Source organism: Pseudoalteromonas shioyasakiensis, assembly GCA_013391845.1.
Taxonomy (GTDB): domain Bacteria; phylum Pseudomonadota; class Gammaproteobacteria; order Enterobacterales; family Alteromonadaceae; genus Pseudoalteromonas; species Pseudoalteromonas apostichopi.
Map to the genome: position 1 here is coordinate 2,062,324 of CP058414.1, position 20,584 is coordinate 2,082,907.

The 20,584-nt window shown below is 40.6% G+C and carries 19 protein-coding genes and 9 tRNA genes; 23 read left to right on the top strand and 5 right to left on the bottom strand.

Annotated features, from left to right (window positions below; all coding sequences use genetic code 11):
• Window positions 1-89 precede the first annotated feature (89 nt).
• Complete coding sequence (locus HYD28_09420; GenBank protein ID QLE09152.1) at window positions 90-707, bottom strand: arylesterase; 618 nt, start codon at window positions 705-707, stop codon at window positions 90-92.
• Here HYD28_09420 and HYD28_09425 point away from each other — a divergent pair, their 5' ends adjacent.
• The 22 genes from HYD28_09425 (at window position 708) to HYD28_09530 (ending at window position 15,826) form a co-directional block, all read left to right on the top strand.
• On the top strand, window positions 708-1,427 hold the full coding sequence (locus HYD28_09425) for an ABC transporter ATP-binding protein (GenBank protein ID QLE09153.1): 720 nt from the start codon (window positions 708-710) through the stop codon (window positions 1,425-1,427).
• Window positions 1,417-3,918 carry a cell division protein FtsX gene (locus HYD28_09430; GenBank protein ID QLE09154.1) on the top strand — a complete coding sequence of 834 codons (2,502 nt, stop codon included), beginning with the start codon at window positions 1,417-1,419 and terminating at the stop codon, window positions 3,916-3,918. Before HYD28_09425 ends, HYD28_09430 begins: the two co-directional genes overlap by 11 nt.
• Window positions 3,919-4,055: 137 nt before the next feature.
• Window positions 4,056-4,580: a crossover junction endodeoxyribonuclease RuvC gene (gene ruvC / locus HYD28_09435; protein ID QLE09155.1), complete on the top strand. Its 525-nt coding sequence runs from the start codon at window positions 4,056-4,058 to the stop codon at window positions 4,578-4,580.
• A gap of 1 nt (window position 4,581) precedes the next feature.
• The gene (ruvA, locus tag HYD28_09440) at window positions 4,582-5,202 is read left to right on the top strand and encodes a Holliday junction branch migration protein RuvA (GenBank protein QLE09156.1); all 621 of its coding nucleotides are present in this window, start codon (window positions 4,582-4,584) and stop codon (window positions 5,200-5,202) included.
• A gap of 7 nt (window positions 5,203-5,209) precedes the next feature.
• Complete coding sequence (gene ruvB / locus HYD28_09445; protein QLE09157.1) at window positions 5,210-6,214, top strand: Holliday junction branch migration DNA helicase RuvB; 1,005 nt, start codon at window positions 5,210-5,212, stop codon at window positions 6,212-6,214.
• A 960-nt stretch (window positions 6,215-7,174) separates the two neighbouring features.
• Window positions 7,175-7,879 (top strand): protein TolQ, encoded by a 705-nt coding sequence (tolQ, locus tag HYD28_09450; GenBank protein ID QLE09158.1) that lies wholly within the window; start codon window positions 7,175-7,177, stop codon window positions 7,877-7,879.
• Window positions 7,866-8,291, top strand: coding sequence for a protein TolR (tolR, locus tag HYD28_09455; GenBank protein QLE09159.1), 426 nt, complete (start codon window positions 7,866-7,868; stop codon window positions 8,289-8,291). Before tolQ ends, tolR begins: the two co-directional genes overlap by 14 nt.
• Before the next feature lies 1 nt (window position 8,292).
• A complete protein-coding gene (gene tolA / locus HYD28_09460; protein ID QLE09160.1) occupies window positions 8,293-9,231 on the top strand; it encodes a cell envelope integrity protein TolA in 939 nt (312 codons plus the stop codon).
• 9 nt (window positions 9,232-9,240) lie between these two features.
• Window positions 9,241-10,599, top strand: coding sequence for a Tol-Pal system protein TolB (gene tolB / locus HYD28_09465; protein ID QLE09161.1), 1,359 nt, complete (start codon window positions 9,241-9,243; stop codon window positions 10,597-10,599).
• Between the two features lie 34 nt (window positions 10,600-10,633).
• Window positions 10,634-11,173 (top strand): peptidoglycan-associated lipoprotein Pal, encoded by a 540-nt coding sequence (pal, locus tag HYD28_09470; protein QLE09162.1) that lies wholly within the window; start codon window positions 10,634-10,636, stop codon window positions 11,171-11,173.
• 12 nt (window positions 11,174-11,185) lie between these two features.
• Window positions 11,186-11,947: a tol-pal system protein YbgF gene (gene ybgF, locus HYD28_09475; protein QLE09163.1), complete on the top strand. Its 762-nt coding sequence runs from the start codon at window positions 11,186-11,188 to the stop codon at window positions 11,945-11,947.
• Between the two features lie 168 nt (window positions 11,948-12,115).
• Window positions 12,116-12,191 (top strand) — tRNA-Lys (locus HYD28_09480).
• A gap of 62 nt (window positions 12,192-12,253) precedes the next feature.
• Window positions 12,254-12,329: transfer RNA gene (locus HYD28_09485), tRNA-Lys, on the top strand.
• 55 nt (window positions 12,330-12,384) lie between these two features.
• Window positions 12,385-12,460: transfer RNA gene (locus tag HYD28_09490), tRNA-Lys, on the top strand.
• 56 nt (window positions 12,461-12,516) lie between these two features.
• Window positions 12,517-12,592 (top strand) — tRNA-Lys (locus tag HYD28_09495).
• Between the two features lie 57 nt (window positions 12,593-12,649).
• Window positions 12,650-12,725 (top strand) — tRNA-Lys (locus HYD28_09500).
• Window positions 12,726-12,783: 58 nt separating this feature from the next.
• Window positions 12,784-12,859: transfer RNA gene (locus HYD28_09505), tRNA-Lys, on the top strand.
• A 51-nt stretch (window positions 12,860-12,910) separates the two neighbouring features.
• Window positions 12,911-12,986, top strand: a tRNA-Lys gene (locus HYD28_09510).
• 53 nt (window positions 12,987-13,039) lie between these two features.
• Window positions 13,040-13,115: transfer RNA gene (locus HYD28_09515), tRNA-Lys, on the top strand.
• Window positions 13,116-13,244: 129 nt separating this feature from the next.
• Window positions 13,245-14,285, top strand: coding sequence for a quinolinate synthase NadA (gene nadA, locus HYD28_09520; GenBank protein QLE09164.1), 1,041 nt, complete (start codon window positions 13,245-13,247; stop codon window positions 14,283-14,285).
• A gap of 150 nt (window positions 14,286-14,435) precedes the next feature.
• Window positions 14,436-14,523, top strand: a tRNA-Ser gene (locus HYD28_09525).
• Between the two features lie 94 nt (window positions 14,524-14,617).
• A complete protein-coding gene (locus tag HYD28_09530; protein ID QLE09165.1) occupies window positions 14,618-15,826 on the top strand; it encodes an integrase in 1,209 nt (402 codons plus the stop codon).
• Window positions 15,827-16,141: 315 nt separating this feature from the next.
• Here the strand turns inward: HYD28_09530 and HYD28_09535 are convergent, their stop codons facing one another.
• The gene (locus HYD28_09535) at window positions 16,142-17,632 is read right to left on the bottom strand and encodes an NTPase KAP (protein QLE09166.1); all 1,491 of its coding nucleotides are present in this window, start codon (window positions 17,630-17,632) and stop codon (window positions 16,142-16,144) included.
• Window positions 17,633-17,844: 212 nt separating this feature from the next.
• Entirely contained in the window at window positions 17,845-18,369 is a 525-nt protein-coding gene (locus HYD28_09540; GenBank protein QLE09167.1) for a hypothetical protein, read from the bottom strand.
• Window positions 18,370-18,598: 229 nt separating this feature from the next.
• On the opposite strand from HYD28_09540, the gene HYD28_09545 reads away from it, so the two are divergent.
• A complete protein-coding gene (locus tag HYD28_09545; GenBank protein QLE09168.1) occupies window positions 18,599-19,483 on the top strand; it encodes an AraC family transcriptional regulator in 885 nt (294 codons plus the stop codon).
• A 27-nt stretch (window positions 19,484-19,510) separates the two neighbouring features.
• Here the strand turns inward: HYD28_09545 and HYD28_09550 are convergent, their stop codons facing one another.
• Window positions 19,511-19,909, bottom strand: a complete 399-nt coding sequence (locus tag HYD28_09550; GenBank protein QLE09169.1) for a DUF2750 domain-containing protein — start codon at window positions 19,907-19,909, stop codon at window positions 19,511-19,513.
• A gap of 85 nt (window positions 19,910-19,994) precedes the next feature.
• Window positions 19,995-20,576, bottom strand: a complete 582-nt coding sequence (locus tag HYD28_09555; GenBank protein ID QLE09170.1) for a TetR/AcrR family transcriptional regulator — start codon at window positions 20,574-20,576, stop codon at window positions 19,995-19,997.
• Between the last annotated feature and the right edge of the window lie 8 nt (window positions 20,577-20,584).

Sequence of the window (20,584 nt, forward strand, 5' to 3'; positions counted from 1 at the left end):
TACGGCTTTTTTTATAAAAATCAATATCAGCGCAGTTCGATTGCCTGTTTATTGTTCAGGCAATCGGTATTAAATCAATGGGCTAGTGGTTAATCTAGCCAATCGTTGATCGTTTTGTACATAAAGTCGCGTATTAATGGTTGAGCATCGGCGTTAGGGTGGAGGTTATCGTTTTGCATAAGCTCAGGACGGCCTGCAATATTAAGCATGAAAAAAGGCATGAGCTCAGAATCTGTTTCATCAGCAATAGTTTTAAAGCTATCGGTGAAAAGTTTGGTATAACGCGGGCCATAGTTTGGTGGAATTTGTACTTCCATTATGGCGGTTTTCGCCCCAATTTGTTGGCTTTTCGCTATTAAATCACGTAGGTTAGTTTGCAGGCGTTTAATAGGGAAACCACGTAAACCATCGTTTCCGCCAAGCTCAATAAGCACATGAGTGGGTTCAAATTCACTTAGTAACGCGTCGAGTCGTCTTAAGGCGCCGCCGGTAGTTTCACCACTAATACTAGCGTTTACTAAATATACAGATTGGTCTTTTTCATCGTACTTATCTTGTAACAATTTAACCCAGCCTTGTTCTTGTTTAAGGCCGTATGCGGCGCTTAAACTGTCACCTAAAATTAAAATTGTGTTGTCAGCTGCTGCCGTAAGTGGTTTGATTACTAACAGTAAAACGAATATAAAACGTAGGATTGGATGCATCATATGTCAGCGCTTTCTCAATTAAACATCATTCAAGTTAAAGGACTTTCTAAAACGGTCACCACGGTTGAGGGCAACCTGACCATCCTCAGTGACATCAGCTTTAATGTCAAGTCGGGTGACTCAGTTGCAGTAGTGGGCACCTCTGGTTCGGGTAAGTCTACTTTATTAAGTTTGTTAGCCGGACTTGACCAATCAACTAGCGGCAGTATTTATTTAGATGGTGCTGCTTTGCACGAATTAGGCGAAGAAGCACGCGCGGCACTTCGCGCCGAAAAAGTGGGGTTTGTGTTTCAGTCTTTCATGCTTGTACAAAGCTTAACAGCACTTGAAAACGTGATGCTACCGGCTGAACTTGCCGGTAGTAAAGACGCGAAACAGCAAGCGCTTGAGCTACTTGAAAAAGTAGGTTTAAGTCACCGTGTTGGCCATTACCCATCGCAATTATCTGGCGGTGAGCAGCAGCGTGTAGCTATTGCGCGTGCATTTATTGGCACACCGAAAATCTTATTTGCCGATGAACCATCAGCGAACCTTGATAGCAAAAACGGTAAATTGATTGAGTCATTATTATTTGAATTAAATAAAGAGCACGGCACGACACTTATTTTAGTAACGCATGATGAGCAGCTTGCACAAAAGTGTCAGCAAATTTTACACATTGAAGCAGGGCAGTTAGTAACTGTAAAAGAAAGCGAAGGAGTGCAAGCGAATGTGGGCTAAATTAGCACTAAAACTGTTTTCACGTGAGTTTAAACGCGGTGAGTTAACAGTGATAAGTGCAGCAATTGCCTTAGCTGTTCTCACTGTTTTAACACTGTCTATGGTTACCGACCGAATTGGTCAAAGTATTGAAGAAAAAAGCAGTGCCTTTATTGCTGCTGATCGCGTTTTAGCAAGTAACCATGCTTTACCTGCCGAGTTTTTAGAAAAAGCCAACCAAGAAAACTTACGTACCGCTAAAATAACCTATTTCGATACCATGTTATTTGCTGGTGACGAAATGCAGCTTGGCTCGGTGAAAGCGGTATCAAACACCTATCCGTTAAAAGGCGAGTTAAAAGTAAAAACTAGCCTGACTGATCAACCACAAGTAACTGCTGATATCCCAAGTCGTGGTGAAGTGTGGTTAAGTGAATCAGTGTTTTATGCGTTAAACATTAAAGTGGGCGATAAAGTAGAGCTTGGCGCTGCTACGTTTACTGCTAGTCATGTTGTAGCCGAAGAGCCTGATGCACCGTTTAATGTGTTTTCAAGCAGCCAGCGAATCTTAATTAATGAAGCAGACATAGCTGTTACAGAGGTAATTCAGCCGGGTAGTCGAGTGTTTTATCGTCAGCTTTATGCTGGCAGCAAAGACAATTTAGATACCTTCTATGCGTGGTTAAAACCACAAATGAAAGAAAACCAGCGTTGGTATGGTGTTAAAGACCGCCAGTCTCCTATTTCTAATAGTTTAAATCGTGCCGAGAGTTATCTATTGCTAGCAGGTTTACTTGGCATTATTTTAGCCGCTGTTGCTATTGCGGTATCGGCAAAACGGTATTGTGAGCGTCAATATGACCCGGTTGCCATGATGAAAACGCTGGGCGGAAGCCGCGCTATGATACGTAAAATCTATTTACTTCACTTGAGCCTTGTTTGTTCAATGTCGGTCATAGTTGGTTTACTGATTGGTTATGGCTTACAAGCAGTTGCAACAGATTATTTAGCACAAACCATGGGCACAGCACTACCAAGTGCATCTGCTAAACCGTGGATTATTGCTATTAGTACCGGCGTGATTTGTGCGGTAATGTTTTCTATTAAACCACTTCTCGATTTATTTGATATTCCTCCGCTGCGCGTGCTTCGCCGTAATTTAGGCGACCGTTTATTGGTTAGTAAAGTGCACTTGGCTATGTCGGCGCTTACTGTGTTTTTACTCATGTGGTTATTTAGTAATAACATCAAAATAAGTGCCATTTTGTTTCTTTCAACTGCATTTTTAATTGCGGTGTTATTTGCTTTATCAAAGGTTATTTTTGGCGGTGGTCGCAAACTCGGTTTAAGCCCAGGTAATAGTTGGTCATTGGCGATAGCATCAATTCAAAAGCGTGCCAACGTTAATGCCGTACAATTAATTAGCTTTGCATTGGCTATAAAATTGTTATTGTTTTTAATTGTATTGAAGAACGACATGATCTCGGATTGGCAGTCACAGCTTCCAGAAAATGCACCTAATTCATTTTTAGTGAACATTACTGAGCAAGAACTAGAACCTATTACTAGTTTCTTAGCGCAAAATGATATGCCAACGTCTGATTTTTACCCGGTTGTTCGTGGCCGTGTAAACGCCGTTAATGGTGAGCTGGTTGCCCGCGAAGTATCGCAAGAAGATAACGAAAAGAAAGACGAAGAAGCTCGCTCTGGCATTGGCCGTGAGCTAAATCTAACTTGGCGCAAGGACTTGCCAAATCAAAACGAGCTTATCGACGGTACATGGTTTAGTGAAAACTCAGTGGCTGAGGCATCGGTTGAAGAGTCTATGCTTAAACGCTTAGATGTAAAAATAGGTGATACGCTTACTTTCTTAATAGGTGCACAGTCTTTCGATGCAAAAATTACCAGTGTTCGAAAAGTTAACTGGACGACACTCAAACCTAACTTCTTTATTATTTTAAGTCCTGATGTGCTAGCCAGTTTTCCTGCTACTTATATTTCATCAGTAAATGTTAAAGCAGAGAAAAAACGTGAGTTTAATGAGCTAATGCGTCAATACCCAACGGTTAACGTGATAGATGTTGAGAGCTTTATTAAACAAATTCGCTCAACCATAGAGCAAGTATCGTTAGCGATTGGTTTTGTACTAGCGATTGTGGTTGCCTGTGGCGCTTTAGTACTTATTTCGCAAGTACAAGCAAGTTTGGGGGAGCGAATGCAAGAGATTGTCATCTTAAGAACTTTAGGTGCTAAAGGGCGTTTAATTAAAAATGCCACCTTATATGAGTTTTTACTATTAGGGGTTACGGCAGGCTTAGTGGCTGCCATTGTCAGTGACATCGCTCTGTTGATAGTACAAAAACAAATGTTCGATTTAGCTGGTAAATTCCATCCTCATATTTGGGTCATTGGCCCAGCAGTAGGAGGCTTATTTGTGGCATGTTTGGGTTATTTGATGATAGCGCGCACAATGCGAAAAAATACCCAAGGCTTATTACGCTCACTGGCATAAGATTCTAACTAAAAACGTGTTTATAAAATGCTCGCAATTGCGGGCATTTTTTATGAATCGCAATTGGTTACTGGTAATTTATACAGTGCTCTGGCATTATTAACACAGATAATAATGATAATAGATGGGTCAGTTAGTTGGCGATTATTTTAGGGATTGATCCTGGTTCACGGTTAACAGGGTACGGCGTGATTGCTCACCAAGGTGCTAAGTTCACTTATTTAGGAAGTGGTTGCATAAAATTGGCAGATCACGATTTTCCTGTTCGTTTAAAAATGATTTACCAAGGGATCAGTCAATTGGTAGAGCAATTCTCCCCAGACAGCTTTGCTATCGAAAAAGTGTTTATGGCACATAACCCTGATTCGGCACTTAAACTTGGTCAAGCTCGTGGCGCTGCCATTGTTGGCGCTTCAATGGCTGAGCTGCCAGTTTATGAATATTCAGCAAGGCAAATCAAGCAAGCTGTTGTGGGTAATGGCGGAGCCGATAAGTCTCAAGTACAGCATATGGTAAAGAATATTTTAAAGCTGCCTGGCACACCTCAAGCCGATGCCGCTGACGCTCTAGCAATTGCTATATGTCATGCACACTCAGAACAAAATTTAATTAAACTTGCGGGCAGTGCGAGCAAAACCGTAAGAGGACGATTAAGGAAGTAATATGATTGGTCGATTAAATGGCTTACTTGTTGAAAAACAGCCGCCAGAAATTCTCATTGAAGTAAGTGGTGTAGGCTACGAAGTGCAAATGCCTATGACCTGCTTTTATGATTTACCCGCAGTAGGTGAGCAAGCGATTATTTATACCCATTTTGTGGTACGTGAAGATGCCCAGCTATTATTTGGTTTTAACAATAAAACAGAGCGCGCTTTATTTAGAGAGCTATTAAAGGCTAATGGCGTAGGGCCAAAGTTAGGTCTTGCGATTTTATCGGGTATGTCAGCACAGCAATTTGTAAGTTGTGTAAACAATGAAGATGCAACCACACTGGTTAAACTTCCGGGGGTTGGTAAAAAAACTGCTGAGCGCTTAGTACTCGAAATGAAAGACAGACTGAAAGATTGGGGTAATGACTTATTTACACCATTTAGCGATAATGCCGTCATTGAGCCTGCAAGTGATGATACCCTAGTGGCAAATAATGCTGCCGATGATGCAGTGTCTGCACTTGTTGCGTTAGGTTATAAGCTACCGCAAGCACAAAAAGCGGTGAAAGCAGTGAACAAACCAGATATGACGACAGAGGTTCTAATTAAAGAAGCTCTAAAATCAATGTTGTGAGTAAACCATGATAGAAGCAGATCGCTTAATAGATGCGAGTGAACAAAGTAACGAAGACAGTGTTGATCGTGCCATACGGCCAAAACTGTTAACAGATTACACTGGCCAGCCGCATGTTAAGCAACAAATGGAAATATTTATCGAGGCGGCTCGCCATCGTGGCGAAGCCCTGGATCACCTATTAATATTTGGTCCACCGGGTCTTGGTAAAACCACACTTGCAAACATTGTTGCCAACGAGCTTAACGTTAATATTAAAACAACGTCAGGGCCAGTACTCGAAAAAGCTGGCGATTTAGCTGCTCTTTTAACTAACCTTGAAGAAGGTGACGTACTGTTTATTGACGAAATTCACCGCTTGAGCCCGCAGGTGGAAGAGATTTTGTATCCAGCAATGGAAGACTATCAGCTGGATATTATGATCGGTGAGGGCCCAGCCGCACGTTCAATTAAACTTGATTTACCGCCATTTACTTTAATAGGTGCGACAACCCGTGCAGGTTCACTCACCTCACCACTGAGAGACCGTTTTGGCATAGTGCAGCGTTTAGAATTTTATTCGGTTGAAGATTTATCAAAAATAGTTGCTCGTTCAGCAAGATTTTTAGATTTAACTATGTGCAATGAAGGAGCCACAGAAATAGCCAAGCGCTCACGTGGCACACCGCGAATAGCGAACCGTTTGTTACGCCGTGTTCGTGATTACACGCAAGTTAAATCTGACGGTAAAGTTAACGCATCGGTTGCAGAGCAAGCCCTCGATATGATTGATGTCGATAAAAGCGGTTTTGACTACATGGATAGAAAATACCTATTAGCTATTATCGAAAAATTTATGGGCGGCCCAGTTGGCCTTGATAACCTTGCAGCTGCAATAGGCGAAGAAAAAGAAACGATAGAAGATGTAATAGAACCGTTTTTAATTCAACAAGGCTTTATACAACGTACCCCGCGCGGACGACTTGTATCAGACATCGCTTACTTGCACTTTGGACTAACCCCAGATAAATAACAAAACTCAGGTTAGTTACAAAAGCTTTAAGTTATAAGTATTAAGCAGCTCGAGAGGGCTGCTTTTTAATAGAGATAAGTTGACTTTTTAAATGGCAATATAGATTTTACCGCATACCGCATACCGCATACCGCATACCGCATACCGCATACCGCATACCGCATACCGCATACCGGCAAGAGTCATCTAACACCTGTAATTCACATGCTGTTAAGTTTTTGATAGGTATTCTCGTTGACGTTTGCGCAGGCAAAAAAAAGCCCGCATAAGGATGCGGGCAAACAACAAGTTGAAGGAAGTAATTCAGGGAACTACGGTCTACTAAAAGAAGGTTTTATCCTGATTTCAGTAAACCTAGAGCAATACGAAACTTCATATTGCTAAAAACGGAGCTTAATGAAAGAAACTTTCATGAGGTTGCTAGCTCGGTATAGGTAAATAATACGCAATGATGGATTTTTCTTCAAACTAGAAAAATTTAATTTTCAGATTAAAAAAACTAATGTGAGCAAAAAATTCTATTGTTTTCTTTTTGTTCGCTTTGTGGTTATTTTCTCTTTAACTGCATGAATAGAGTGGTTTTTATAAAATTCATATTCTGTATTCAGGATTAGTTTAAGTATTCTGTAGTAGATTTGCAAAAGTACTTTTGGGTGTTTATGCGTAATTTATGAATAAACGTCATGTTTTTGATTGTTTTGGTTGCTTTTAAGCGTCACTCTAGTGACTTATTATTAAGGTAAAAATATGCATAAAAGTATTTGTAAAATTCAATCTGGCTAAAAAATAACTAAGCAAATTGCTTTTTACCGTTATTTGCCGCTAATTCACAGCAAGAGCGTTGTCAGTTCATAATTGACTAGATACACTAGTTGTAACTTTTGGCCATGTTTGTGGTCAATAAATACAAGTGTAAAAAATATAACAAATTACATAGAAATCTATTTTTAGGAGTTTAACGTGGGATCAGGGCTTAACTTTTTAGATCTTATTCTAGAAGCCAGTGTACTTGTCCAGCTAGTAATGTTGGCATTAGTCGGCATGTCGGTAATGTCATGGGCAATTATTTTTCAACGTAAAAAAGCGATTTCTGATGCACTTAATGGCGCTAAGCGCTTTGAGCAAAAGTTTTGGTCAGGAATAGACTTAAGTAAATTATATAATGAAGTTTCAGCTCGTCCTGGTGGCGCATCAGGTGTTGAAGCATTATTCGTTGCTGGTTTTAAGGAGTTTGCACGACATAAGAAAAATTCACCGCAAAGTGCAAGCATAGTAATGGAAGGCACACATCGTTCAATGCGTGTTGCGTTGTCACGCGAAGTTGAAAAACTAGAATCAAGTTTATCGTTTTTAGCGACAGTGGGTTCAATTAGTCCTTATATCGGCCTTTTTGGTACGGTGTGGGGTATCATGAACGCATTCATTGCATTAGGTGAAGTTAAGCAAGCAACTTTACAAATGGTTGCGCCGGGTATCGCCGAAGCACTTATCGCAACAGCGATGGGTTTATTCGCAGCAATCCCTGCAGTTATTGCGTACAACCGTTTTGCAAATAAAGTAGAAAAGCTTGAAGGTAATTACATTAACTTCATGGAAGAGTTCGCCAATATTTTACACCGCCAAGCAGCTGCGCAAATAGAGGCTAAAGCGAATGTATCAGCGTAAGAAACGTCGCCCAGTAGGTGAGATAAATGTAGTTCCTTACATTGATGTAATGTTGGTACTACTTATTATATTTATGGCAACTGCACCACTGATTACTCATGGTGTAAAAGTGGACTTGCCGAAAATGGAAGAATCGGATCTTGTAGATACCAAAGATACACCACCTATCATTGCATCAATTGATGCTGAAGGTAAGTACTATGTAAGTATCGGCACTGATCCAGAAGCTCCTATGGAAGCAATTGATGTAGCTGCTGTTATAAAATTACAACTTCAGAAAAACCCCGATACTCCGGTTATGATAAAAGGTTCTGGTCGTGTTTCTTATCAAGAAGTGTTGCTGTTAATGGACTTTTTGAAAAATGCCGGTGTGCCTTCTGTGGGTCTTATGACTGAGTCATTTGAGGGTTAGTATGCGTGAATCAGTAATAAAGTCGCTTCTATTGCACCTTGGTATTATTGTTTTCTTAGTCGTATCAGCGAACTTTCATATGCCAGCTCCTAAGGTAATGGAAGTGACATTGAATCCGGCTATGCCTGAACCAGAAAAAGCGGTTTCTGCAGTAACGGTTGATCAACAAAAGGTTGAGCAGAAAATTGCTGAACTTAAAAAGCAAGAAGAAGCAAAAAAACAAGCCGAAGCAAAGCGAATTCGAGATCTTGAACGTCGTGCAAATGACGCACGTAAGCAACGCGAAGCTGAAGACCGTCGTCTTAAAAAGTTAGAGCAACAACGCCGAGCGAAAGAGAAAGAAAAAGCAGAAGCTGAAGCACAAGCGAAGAAAGCACGTGAAATACAAGAGAAAGAACGTGCCAAAGCTAAGCAAGCTGAAAAGCAAAAGCAAGAAGCTGAAGCCGCAGCAAAAGCCGCAGCTGAAAAACGTAAAGCTGAAGAAGAGGCGTTAAAGAAAGCGGAAGCAGAGCGCAAGCGTAAAGCTGCTGAAGCTGAAGCTGAGCGTAAACGTAAAGAAGCTGAAGCAGAGCGTAAACGTCAGCAGGCATTGCAAGAACAAATGCTGCAAGAGCAGTTAGCTGCTGAGCAGGCTGCACGAAATAAAATACGTCAGCAACAAGTCTTGAGTGAAGTTGATAAATATAAAGCGTTAATTATGGCGCGTATTCAACAAACTTTACTTATTGATGAAAAAATGAAGAATAAGCAATGTCGCGTTAATATTCGCCTTGGTTTTAACGGGTTAGTAACTCAAGTAAAATCACTTGGTGGTGATAAATTAGTGTGTGAAGCTGCTCTTCGTGCTGTCCGTATGGCCGATACACTACCAGTTTCGCCTGATAAAGATGTTTTCGAGCAACTGAAAAATATTAACTTAACAATTAAGCCAGAATTCTAAAGGAATGATATGTTCAACCAGATAAAAACAGCATGTTTTATTGTATTACTGGGCTTTCATGGCATTGCCAGTGCTGCACTAGAAATTGTTATCACTGAAGGTATTGATGGAGCACGCCCAATAGCGGTTGTTCCATTTAAATACCAGGGCGTTGGTCCCATCCCTGAAAAATTGAGCACCGTTATTGCAGCTGATTTGATGCGTAGTGGTAAATTTAAACCTATTGATGTGACAAGTATGCCTCAATTACCCGGCAAAGATGCTGATGTAGATTATGGTGCATGGGTCAATCAAGGTGTTGAAGCGGTACTTGTTGGTCAAGTTGAGCAACAACCGGGTGGACGTTACTTAGTAAAGTATGAGCTTATCGATGTGATCCGTGGTCAAATTACAGGCGGCGAAACGCAAATGATGAGTAATGGTCAATTAGTGAAGAGCCAGGACCATGTATTAGATGCTCGTGAGAGTGTTATATCTGAAACAGGGTTTCGCCGTTATGCGCACCGTATTAGCGATGTAGTTTACGAAGCGCTTACGGGTGAAAAAGGTGCATTTTTAACAAAAATTGCTTACGTTATTGTACGTGATAATGAACCGAAGCCTTATCAACTCGTTGTTGCTGACTATGATGGCTACAATGAGCAAGTATTGCTTCGTTCTAAAGAGCCACTTATGTCCCCAGCTTGGTCACCAGATGGTACTAAGCTTGCGTATGTAACCTTTGAAAATCGTCAAAGCCAAATTTACATTCAAGATTTGTATACGGGCAAACGTGAGTTAATCACAAGCCATCCAGGTATTAATGGTGCACCACAGTTTTCACCTGATGGAAAAAAACTATTATTAGTACTTTCAAAAGACCGTAACGGTGCAACAGAAGTCTATGTTTTAGACCTTGCAACTCGCAAAGAAAAGCGTTTAACAAATCATCGTAGTATCGATACAGAGCCTTCTTGGTACCCAAATGGGCAAGATATCGTGTTTACGTCTGAAAGGGGTGGTAATGCCCAGATTTATAAGTTAAATTTGCAAACTGGTAGAGCAAAACGTATGACGTTTGATGGTGATATGAATTTAGCAGGTTCGATTTCACCAGACGGAAAAGAATTAGTGATGGTGAATCGTACTAACGGTCAATACCATCTTGCTAAAAAAGAGCTAGCTACAGGTGCGTTTCAAGTATTAACAAGAACTCGCCTAGATGAATCGCCGAGTATCGCTCCAAACGGTTCGATGATTATCTACAGCACGCTTCATAATAATAAACAGGTGTTGGCGTTAGTGTCTATGGACGGTCGCTTTAAAGCTCGCTTACCTGTGCTAGATGGACAAGTTAAGGCGCCAGCTTGGTCGCCTTATTTACAGTAATTTTACTGGTTTACTCAATATAGGAATCAATTCAATGCAACTTAATAAAACTTTAAAAGGCCTGCTTATTGCTGTGCCAGTGATGACATTAGCGGCGTGTAGCTCTTCTTCAGGTGTTGATGAGGGTGCTGCAAACCAATCTAACCAAGGTATGGTTGAGCAATCAAACACTGATACTGTTGAAGTTGCAACGCTTACTCCAGAGCAACAAGCTGAAGAAGCACTTCGTGAAAAGTACGAAGCGTTACGTCAAGAGCAAATCATCTACTTTGGTTTTGATAACGCAAAAATCCAAAGCAAATACGCGGAGCTTTTACAAGCACACGCAGAATTCTTAGTACAAAACCCATCAGTTAAAGTACTAATCGAAGGTCACGCTGATGAGCGCGGGACGCCTGAGTACAACATCGCACTTGGTGAGCATCGTGGTCAAGCAGTAGAAAAATACCTACAAAGCTTAGGTGTTTCTGCTAGCCAAATGTCAGTAGTGAGCTATGGTGAAGAGAAGCCAATGGTTAAGTCTCGCACTGAAGAAGCGTTCGCGAAGAATCGTCGCGCAGTATTAGTTTACTAATAAAGAGTCATTATGAAGCCGAAAATTATTTTGGCAGCAATGATCTTAAGCGGGAGCACCCAGTTATGGGCTGCTCCCGCTCCTGTTTCAGAAGCTGCAAGCTCGCAATCGAGCATTGAAAAGCGTTTAATCGCATTAGAAAACATGATGAAGTCACGTAATTTATTGCAAGCTGAGCTTCAGCAACAGCTCAATATCTTACAAGACGAAGTGAGCCAAGTTCGTGGTATTACTGAAGAGCAAAGTTACAAGCTTGAAAAAGTACTTCAGCGTCAGCGTGAGCTTTATCAAGAGATTGAAAACCGAGTCAGCCAAGCTTATAGCCAGCCCGCTGCCGCACAAACTCAACCTACTAACTCTTATACGGATGTAGGTGCATCACAGGCAATTAGTTCAGATTTATCTGAAAATGAAGCCTATGAGCGTGCAGTGGCGTTAATAATGAAAGATAAACGTTATGAGCAAGCAATTCCGGAGTTTCAAACATTCTTAACTACTTACCCTAATTCAGTATATGCATCTAATGCACATTATTGGTTAGGTCAGCTATTAACAATTCAAAACGATCAAGCAGGTGCGACTGAGCATTTCAAAGTAGTTGTGAATGAATACCCTAATTCTAATAAACGCCCAGATGCGATGTTAAAGTTAGGAAACTTATTAGCGGAGCAAGGTTTAGGCGAACAAGCCCTTAAAACCTTTAATGATTTAATTAATCAGTACCCAAGTACCACCGCTGCAAAATTAGCCACAGAACGTCTGTCGCAAATGTAGTTTTGACCTGATTAGACTGCTTTTTGACATAAGCGGTCTAAAATTAGGCAACTAGACATAAAAACTTAAAAAAAGAGATATTTTCTGTTGCACTCAGCATTTAAATAAGTATTATAAGCGCCCGCAGCAGGCGATTGGTAACAACAGCCGAAATGCGGAAAAAAGAGCGGGTCATTAGCTCAGTTGGTAGAGCAGTGGACTTTTAATCCATTGGTCGATGGTTCAAGTCCATCATGACCCACCATTCTTTCAGAATGGTAATCTTTAATCGACGGATTTACGTATAGCTTTTAAAAGCATTAGAGCGGGTCATTAGCTCAGTTGGTAGAGCAGTGGACTTTTAATCCATTGGTCGATGGTTCAAGTCCATCATGACCCACCATTCTTTGAATGGTTTTCTATCGGCGGATTTACGTAGCTTTTATAAGCATCAGAGCGGGTCATTAGCTCAGTTGGTAGAGCAGTGGACTTTTAATCCATTGGTCGATGGTTCAAGTCCATCATGACCCACCATTCTTTGAATGGCTTTATATCGGCGGATTTACGCAGCTTTTTATAAGCGTCAGAGCGGGTCATTAGCTCAGTTGGTAGAGCAGTGGACTTTTAATCCATTGGTCGATGGTTCAAGTCCATCATGACCCACCATTCTTTTTGAATGGTCTCATATCGGCGGATTTACGCAGCTTTTATAAGCATCAGAGCGGGTCATTAGCTCAGTTGGTAGAGCAGTGGACTTTTAATCCATTGGTCGATGGTTCAAGTCCATCATGACCCACCATTCTTTTTGAATGGTCTTATATCGGCGGATTTACGCAGCTTTTTATAAGCAACAGAGCGGGTCATTAGCTCAGTTGGTAGAGCAGTGGACTTTTAATCCATTGGTCGATGGTTCAAGTCCATCATGACCCACCATTCTTCGAATGGTTCTATATCGGCGGATCTACGCACCTTAATATCCAGAGCGGGTCATTAGCTCAGTTGGTAGAGCAGTGGACTTTTAATCCATTGGTCGATGGTTCAAGTCCATCATGACCCACCATTCTTTTTGAATGGTCTCATATCGGCGGATTTACGCATCTTAATATCCAGAGCGGGTCATTAGCTCAGTTGGTAGAGCAGTGGACTTTTAATCCATTGGTCGATGGTTCAAGTCCATCATGACCCACCATTCCTGATTTATCTTTTCTTTCTAAGTTATCCTTTATTTATCTTAACAGCACACAGCAATACTGTTCTTTAGCTTAAGATTCTCGTATAATTCGCGCCATGAATGCACTGTGGACTAAGTGGTCGAGAAATGAGTCTAGCTGAACAAATTATGCCTGAAGATTATATCTTCCCTCCAAAGCCTGCACCGTTATCAAAAGACGAGCAAGCAGAGTATAAGGCACGTATCAAACAATTATTAAAAGACAAGAACGCGGTTCTTGTTGCCCATTATTACACTGATCCTGAAATTCAAGCACTAGCTGAAGAAACAGGCGGTTGTGTTGCTGACTCGCTAGAAATGGCGCGTTTTGGCGCTAAGCACGACGCAGATGTAATTGTGGTAGCCGGTGTTCGCTTTATGGGCGAAACAGCAAAAATCCTAACGCCAAATAAAACAGTTGTTATGCCAACGCTTGCTGCAACTTGTTCATTAGACGTAGGTTGCCCAATTGAAGAATTCTCAGCGTTTTGTGATCAGCACCCTGATCGCAAGGTAGTAGTGTATGCAAATACATCAACAGCTGTGAAAGCCCGTGCAGATTGGATTGTTACTTCTTCATGTGCTCTAGAAATCGTTGAGCACCTTGATGAGCAAGGCGAAAAAATCATTTGGGGTCCAGATAAACACTTAGGTTCTTACATTCAAAAGAACACAGGTGCAGACATGATCATGTGGAATGGCGCCTGTATCGTTCATGACGAGTTTAAAACCAAAGCACTTAAGGATATGAAAGCCTTACACCCAGATGCGGCTGTATTGGTTCACCCAGAGTCTCCTGCGGAGATTGTAGCCTTAGCTGATGCGGTTGGTTCAACAAGCCAACTTATTAAAGCTGCGCAAACTATGGACAATAAAAAGTTCATCGTAGCGACTGACCGAGGCATTTTCTACAAAATGCAGCAGTTATGCCCAGAGAAAGAGTTCTTTGAAGCACCAACAGCCGGTGAAGGCGCAACCTGTAAAAGCTGCGCACATTGCCCGTGGATGGCAATGAACGGCTTAAAAGCGATTGAAGAAGCACTGACAGACCCTGAGGGTAAAGAAGTATTTGTAGATATGGATTTACGCGAAGGCGCATTAAAGTCGCTTAACCGTATGTTAGATTTCTCAGCAACGCTTCAACGTTGAGAGCGAATCGTCTATATATACAAAAGGCAAGGTCTATACCTTGCCTTTTTTGTTTGATTACTAATCACTTAACCACCGTATTTTAAAAAGCCCTTGCGTCTATAGGGTTGTTTTCATACTATAACGCCGCGCTAAACTATAAGCGCCTTAGGTGACGTGTCCGAGTGGCTGAAGGAGCACGCCTGGAAAGTGTGTATACGGCAACGTATCGAGAGTTCGAATCTCTCCGTCACCGCCATCCTACCTCAAAGCCTTTTATCCTGTGATGCCCATGTTTATTGGCCTGCAGGGAAATCACTACATCTTCAAACTGGTACAAAAGGTTAGTACAAATGGGAATTACGGCTTCTCCACAAAGACACCCAAAATCGGGTATTTATTATTTTAGAATGGGAGTTCCTAAAGACCTCCGTTCAACTATAGGTAAACGTGAATTCAAGGCATCTTTAGGTACGACTAACTTAAGCGAAGCAAAACGTTTACACAGTGAGCATTATCAACAAGCATTGCATAAGATTGAATTAGCCAAGTTAAAACTCACTGGTGAGGCTAATGTTGCGCTTAATTACAAAGATTGTGTGATCATTGCAGAACGTTGGTACGAATATTCAAAGGTTAAAGCTGATAATTCAAAGGGACACAATTATCACTTAGTTAAAACTTTTAATAATGGTTTAAAAGATACAATTAATGCTAAAGGAAAGATAACGACAGAAGTAGTTAGATATGAAACAGATTTTGGGCTTTCTGACACTTTATCAATTTCAGGCAAAGATCTCGACTCAGCTTCAGAGCAGCAACTGAATGAGCTAGCTGAAGATTTAAAAGATGAAATTGATACCCAATTGAAACGTGAAGATATTGTTTTACCATTTCCTAGCGCTAGTTACAGGCAGTTAGCTGTTGCATTCTACCCTTACTTGATAAAGCTTGAGCAGTTGTGTAGAGCTCGATATAAAAATGATTATGGATATGAACCAGTTGAGATTAAGGTAGCTAAAGAACCACTGTCTTTTGAAATATCACCAAGGACACCCGTCTATAGTAAAATCACTAATGTAAGTAAAGATAGTCTTTCAACAGTATCAAAAGAGTTTTTCAAGTCAGAAAAGATCAAACACAAAGGCTCTCTGAGCCGCGTGAAGACACTTAATGAAACAACCCTTAAGGTTGATCGCTTTATAGAAATTATTGGTGACAAGAACATTGCAGATATCTCTCGTAGTGATGTAATGGCCTTCCGTGATACCTTATTACAATTACCTAAATCGAAAAATAAAAGTATTCGTAGTAAGCCAATAGAAGACCAAATTAACCTTGTTAAAACAGAGTCTCTAGATACTATTTCCGCTTCAACTGTTAAAAACTCATTGCGTCAGCTATCTACAGTTTTCTCATATGCAGTAGATTTAGAGCTTATATCTAAAAACCCTGTATTTGGTGTAAAAGTAAGTACATCCCTAAGGAAAACTGAAGTAGAAGAGGGCAAGGGGTATACGGATAAAGAAATAGAACGTCTGTTTACTACTGAATGCTTTTAATCCCCCCCTTTGGAAGTTTCCACTAATGGTGCATTATCGAAGGGTAGCCCCCCTAGGGGGGAGGGGTGGAGGTAATAGGTTACCTTAGCGATTGCATCGGGTCACTGCGTTTACACAATATGTGTTTTACTTTTCGTCTATTTTGTTCGTGATCCTAACTTAACCTTCAGGGTGTTCATTTTTGGCATCTTGCCGTTATTGAACACCTTGAGCTTCTTCAGGTTGCCCATTTTCGGCCATTGGCTGATTTTGGACAGACTCTTCAGGGGCTTCTCCAAGGTGTCCAATTTCCGCATCATGCGGTTTGAATCCAGACTAGTCCAGCCTGCCAGCAAGTTTGGAAATTTTTATGTAATCACTCCAAAGCCAAAATCTACTAGTTGATGAACGTTTGGCTTCTTCTCTATGTTTTCTGTAAATATTAGCGATTTCATAAAACGCAACCTCGGACATGGTTCCTGCGCTAGTTGCTCTGTTTGTGAAATGGTTGTGTGCTCCTATAACGGTGGTTCTATGCTCTCGGACATGACTATTATTTAAAGTAATATCATGCATTTTTGAGCAATGAACCATTAATGAAGCGAAATTATTAAATTTGGTTGGGTTATCAGCATAACTGGGGTTACCTATTTGCATATTTTGCATGTTTGTTACTATTTCAGGATAAGTTCCATCGTTGTGACCGAAAACATATTTTTTGGTGTCCATCTCAGCTAAAACCAACAGTAAGGTAAAGATATTTATATATTGTATACCATTTGTTTGTTGGAACTCACTAGAGGCGTACCTAAGACACGCCTTTAGCTTTGCAACGAGTTGATCTAAATCTCTCAGACTCAAGTCGTAAATTTGTGCAATCCAACATATGTAGTCGTTTAAGCCATTATCAGATAAGTGATTAACAACTATAGGATAGAGATGAACCCCTTCACAATCATATGCAGATTTTAGATCTTGCATTCCTAAGTACATTGCTAGATTTGGTTTGTCTAGACTAGCTTCTCTATCGAAAAACCTTTTGAGGTATATTGTTGAATCGAAATCTGAGCCATAAATTGCTTTAATTGAGTGTTGTAATTGTTCACTGTCAGTTGCTACTACAAAAACAAAGTTCTTAGTAGTGAAGAAGTGCTTGATAACTTCAAGCATCTCGATTGCATAGCTAGGTCTGCACCTGTCAAGTTCATCGATTAAAACGATAACAGGTAACTCGTAACTAAAGTTTTGTTTCAGTACTTCCCCTAATTGAGCTAATTGATCACGTATGTCTTTGATTGCATCGATTTGCTCGACATGATTGTCCATTACGGCTTTTAAGTAGTCTTGATCTTCCTTTTCAAATAAAGCTTTTGTTACTTCAGTACCTACACTAGCTTCACCAAGAAGGTGTTTTGTAAGTAGCCCAGCACCAGCAACTACAGTTCCTTTTAAAGCTTTACCCAGAAAATGTTGGACTTTATCGAACTCATTACCAATATCTTCATTTATCTTAGATAATTGGTTTATCAATTCACTTGCTACCACAGACAAAGGTATTTCTGAGAAATCACTCTCCCAAGCGTCAATATAAATAGTGGGATGGCCTTTCGAGCATAACTCTGAATAAAATCGTTTTAGAAATTGGGTCTTACCCGTTCCCCATGCTCCGTTAAGGTTTAGAACAAAGCCGTCATGTTCCCCAGTAATATAACTAGCTAGGAACTCACCGTATTCACCTCTATTGAGCTTACAGTTTTCGAAAGTGTATTTATCAAGCCACTCTTTATATTTGCAGCTAGTTATTAGTGATTGGCTGTTTGAGGTCATCTCGATCAATCCTTTGTTTTATAATTAGTTTGTAACTTTCTGAATCCTAACATGAAAATGTTAAATACCTAAACTGCTTAACTTTGGTTGATACAAAAGGCTGGTACAAAAAGCTGAGGTAGTGTAGCATTATGGTATTGAATTTAAAGGTTTTTATTTAGGTGGATGACAGTCGAGAGTTCGAATCTCTCCGTCACCGCCATTTCTTAAATTTACCCCACCATAGCAAAGTGCTTTTCGAGATTACACTTGGCCCGCATGGCTATATTGCTGCTGACCTTTCTGGCAAGCTCTATCACTAATAATTCAAGTTGCGCACGGCTATAGCCTAGTAATATGCAGCGTTTAAGTTGCTCGCTAACTAAGCTGCTGGCATCCTCTAACGCAAATAATGCGCCTAAAGAGGCAAGCTCACATACCCTGTTGTTTTGCTGGTCTAAACCAAACGGAAGCTGGCCAAATGTGAGCGCTGTTTTTAGTTGTTGCTCTGTGCGTTTGATTACCAATGCATTTGAACCTTGAATATCATCAACTGATTTTAAAACCTCTAGTGCCATTAACGATTTTGGCACCCCAGAATACACACTAATATGCGGTAAAATATCACATAACACTTGCATTGATACGCCATCATTAAGTGCGTGCTGACATGCTCGTTTTAACAAAGGCTTGTCATGAACGGTGACCAAAGCAGCGATCGCGACAAACACAAATAAATCCGTGTTGTTTAAGTTCATAATTTCTCTTTTGATTTTAGGTATTGAATATATTGAGGTTTTGCAGTAGAAGCTGATTGCAAAGAGCATGCAATCGAAAATTTGAAAATACATTATGGTTGATCACGGCGGTTTCTGCTTGCCATAAATGATTTAATTTTTGCCTAAAACAACGAACTGTTACCTTAAATGGTCCTAACCTTAATTTACGGTGATACACTTAATTGAGTATATTTAAGAGGTAATCTAAATGCGTCAGGCATTAATTGAAACAGTGAAAGCGATAGCGATAGAAGATGGTAGTTTTGAAACATCTATTCCAGAGTTATTAGTGTTCAGACGAAGCGAAGTTTCATTACCGATGGCCTGCGTGTATGAATTAGGACTTGGTATTAGTTTGCAAGGTGCAAAACGAGTTGTGCTAGGTGAGCATAGTTATGATTACACTGACGGCCAATCATTGGTAACATCAGTCGATGTGCCTGTTGCGTCGCATATTACTCGTGCCAGTAAAGAGCAGCCGTTTTATGGCCTTTATTTACGCTTAGATGTTCATGAAATCAGCCACATCGTTGCTGAAATGGAATTTACAGGGCAAGACAAGTTCCCTAAACACCAAGCAATGTCTGTGGTTGACACAGATAATGGCTTGCTTGATGCACTTCATCGGCTTCTCAATCTAGACAATGAACCTCAATTAAAAGCTAATCTTGCGCCACTTATTAAAAAAGAAATTGTATTGCGATTGTTAAATAGTCCTCATAGTCCGTATTTAAGGCAGATTGTGATGTCTGGCTCTGCGCATCAGAAAATTGCGAAAACATTGTGCTGGTTAAAAGAAAACTTTACTAGTCAATTTTCAATAGATGATTTGGCTCGTGATGCACACATGAGTCCTTCGACATTTAGGTTGCACTTTCGTGATGTGGTAAAGATGAGCCCGTTGCAATACGTAAAAAACTTGCGGTTGCAAGCGGCAAGGCAATTAATGTTGAATGAACGAATTGATGTTGGTTCTGCAGCACTAAAAGTAGGCTATGAAAGTCCATCTCAATTTAGTCGTGAGTACACGCGCTTTTTTGGTAAACCCCCCATAAAAGATATTTCGGCTATACGACAGCACCAAACAGCATAAAAAAAGAGAGCACATGGCTCTCTTAGTTTAAAAACGTCTTTTTGGCATTCTTAGTTGTGAGTCAAATTCATCGGGGAATAAAATCGTGCCGTCATCTTGCTCTGTCGGAAACACAGCAATCAATAAATCATCTTGTTCGAGTCCCGAAGTCCAGCGACTTAACCAGTCTTTGACTGGAATGGCTTTTGGCGTACAGTCTTGCCACTCACCGGTTGCCCAGCTTTGCGCGAATTCGCGACTAGGCCATACAGGCACGCAGTCATCGTCTTCATTAGAGAGCATCACACAGCCATGCTCATCATTGAGGATCCACACTTGTTTAAACTCTTGAACCGTTTCAAACATATAAGCGAGTCGTTTCTTAGCGCCTAAGGCGAGTACAGCATCAAATTCAGTTTCAACACGTTTGGCAGTTGCATTATTCATGACAGGCTCACTCTTTTAGTTATACACAGCTACACCTTAATCATAAGGTGATAAATTAATATGACAAGTAAAGTTATTAGCTAAATTAATTTACTAATGCAGCAAATAGATCGTCAGCAAGTTGTTGCAGAGATTTTGGGTCTTGATTTGTCAGCGCATAGGTACGAATACCGTATATGCCCATGACTAAAAAGCGTGCCAGTTGCTGAGCTGACTTGCTACTTGCAAATTCGTTATTATCAAGGGCCTTTTGAATTTGCTGTGCGAGGGCATGCTCGTATGCGTTTAAATTACCACGTAGCACATTGCAAATTTGTGGGTCGTTGCCTTCAACCTCAGAAATACTCTTTGTAAGTAAGCACACCTTGGCAACTTCACCTTCAATACATTCATCAACAATCACAGTCAGGTAATGTTTGAGGGTTGATAACACTGACTGTTGATCATTAAAAAGTGCCGTAAATTGTTGGTTTCTATCTTTTTGATACTGCTCGGTGGCAGCCAAAAACAAACCTTTTTTATTGCCATAAGCGGCATATATAGAGCCTGGATGAAGATGAGTCACTTCCTTTAATTTTTGCATACTGGTCTTTGCATAGCCAAATTGCATGAACGCATGCATAGCTTGGCGAAGTACAAATTCAGTATCAAATTCAGCAGTTCTCATTAATGCTC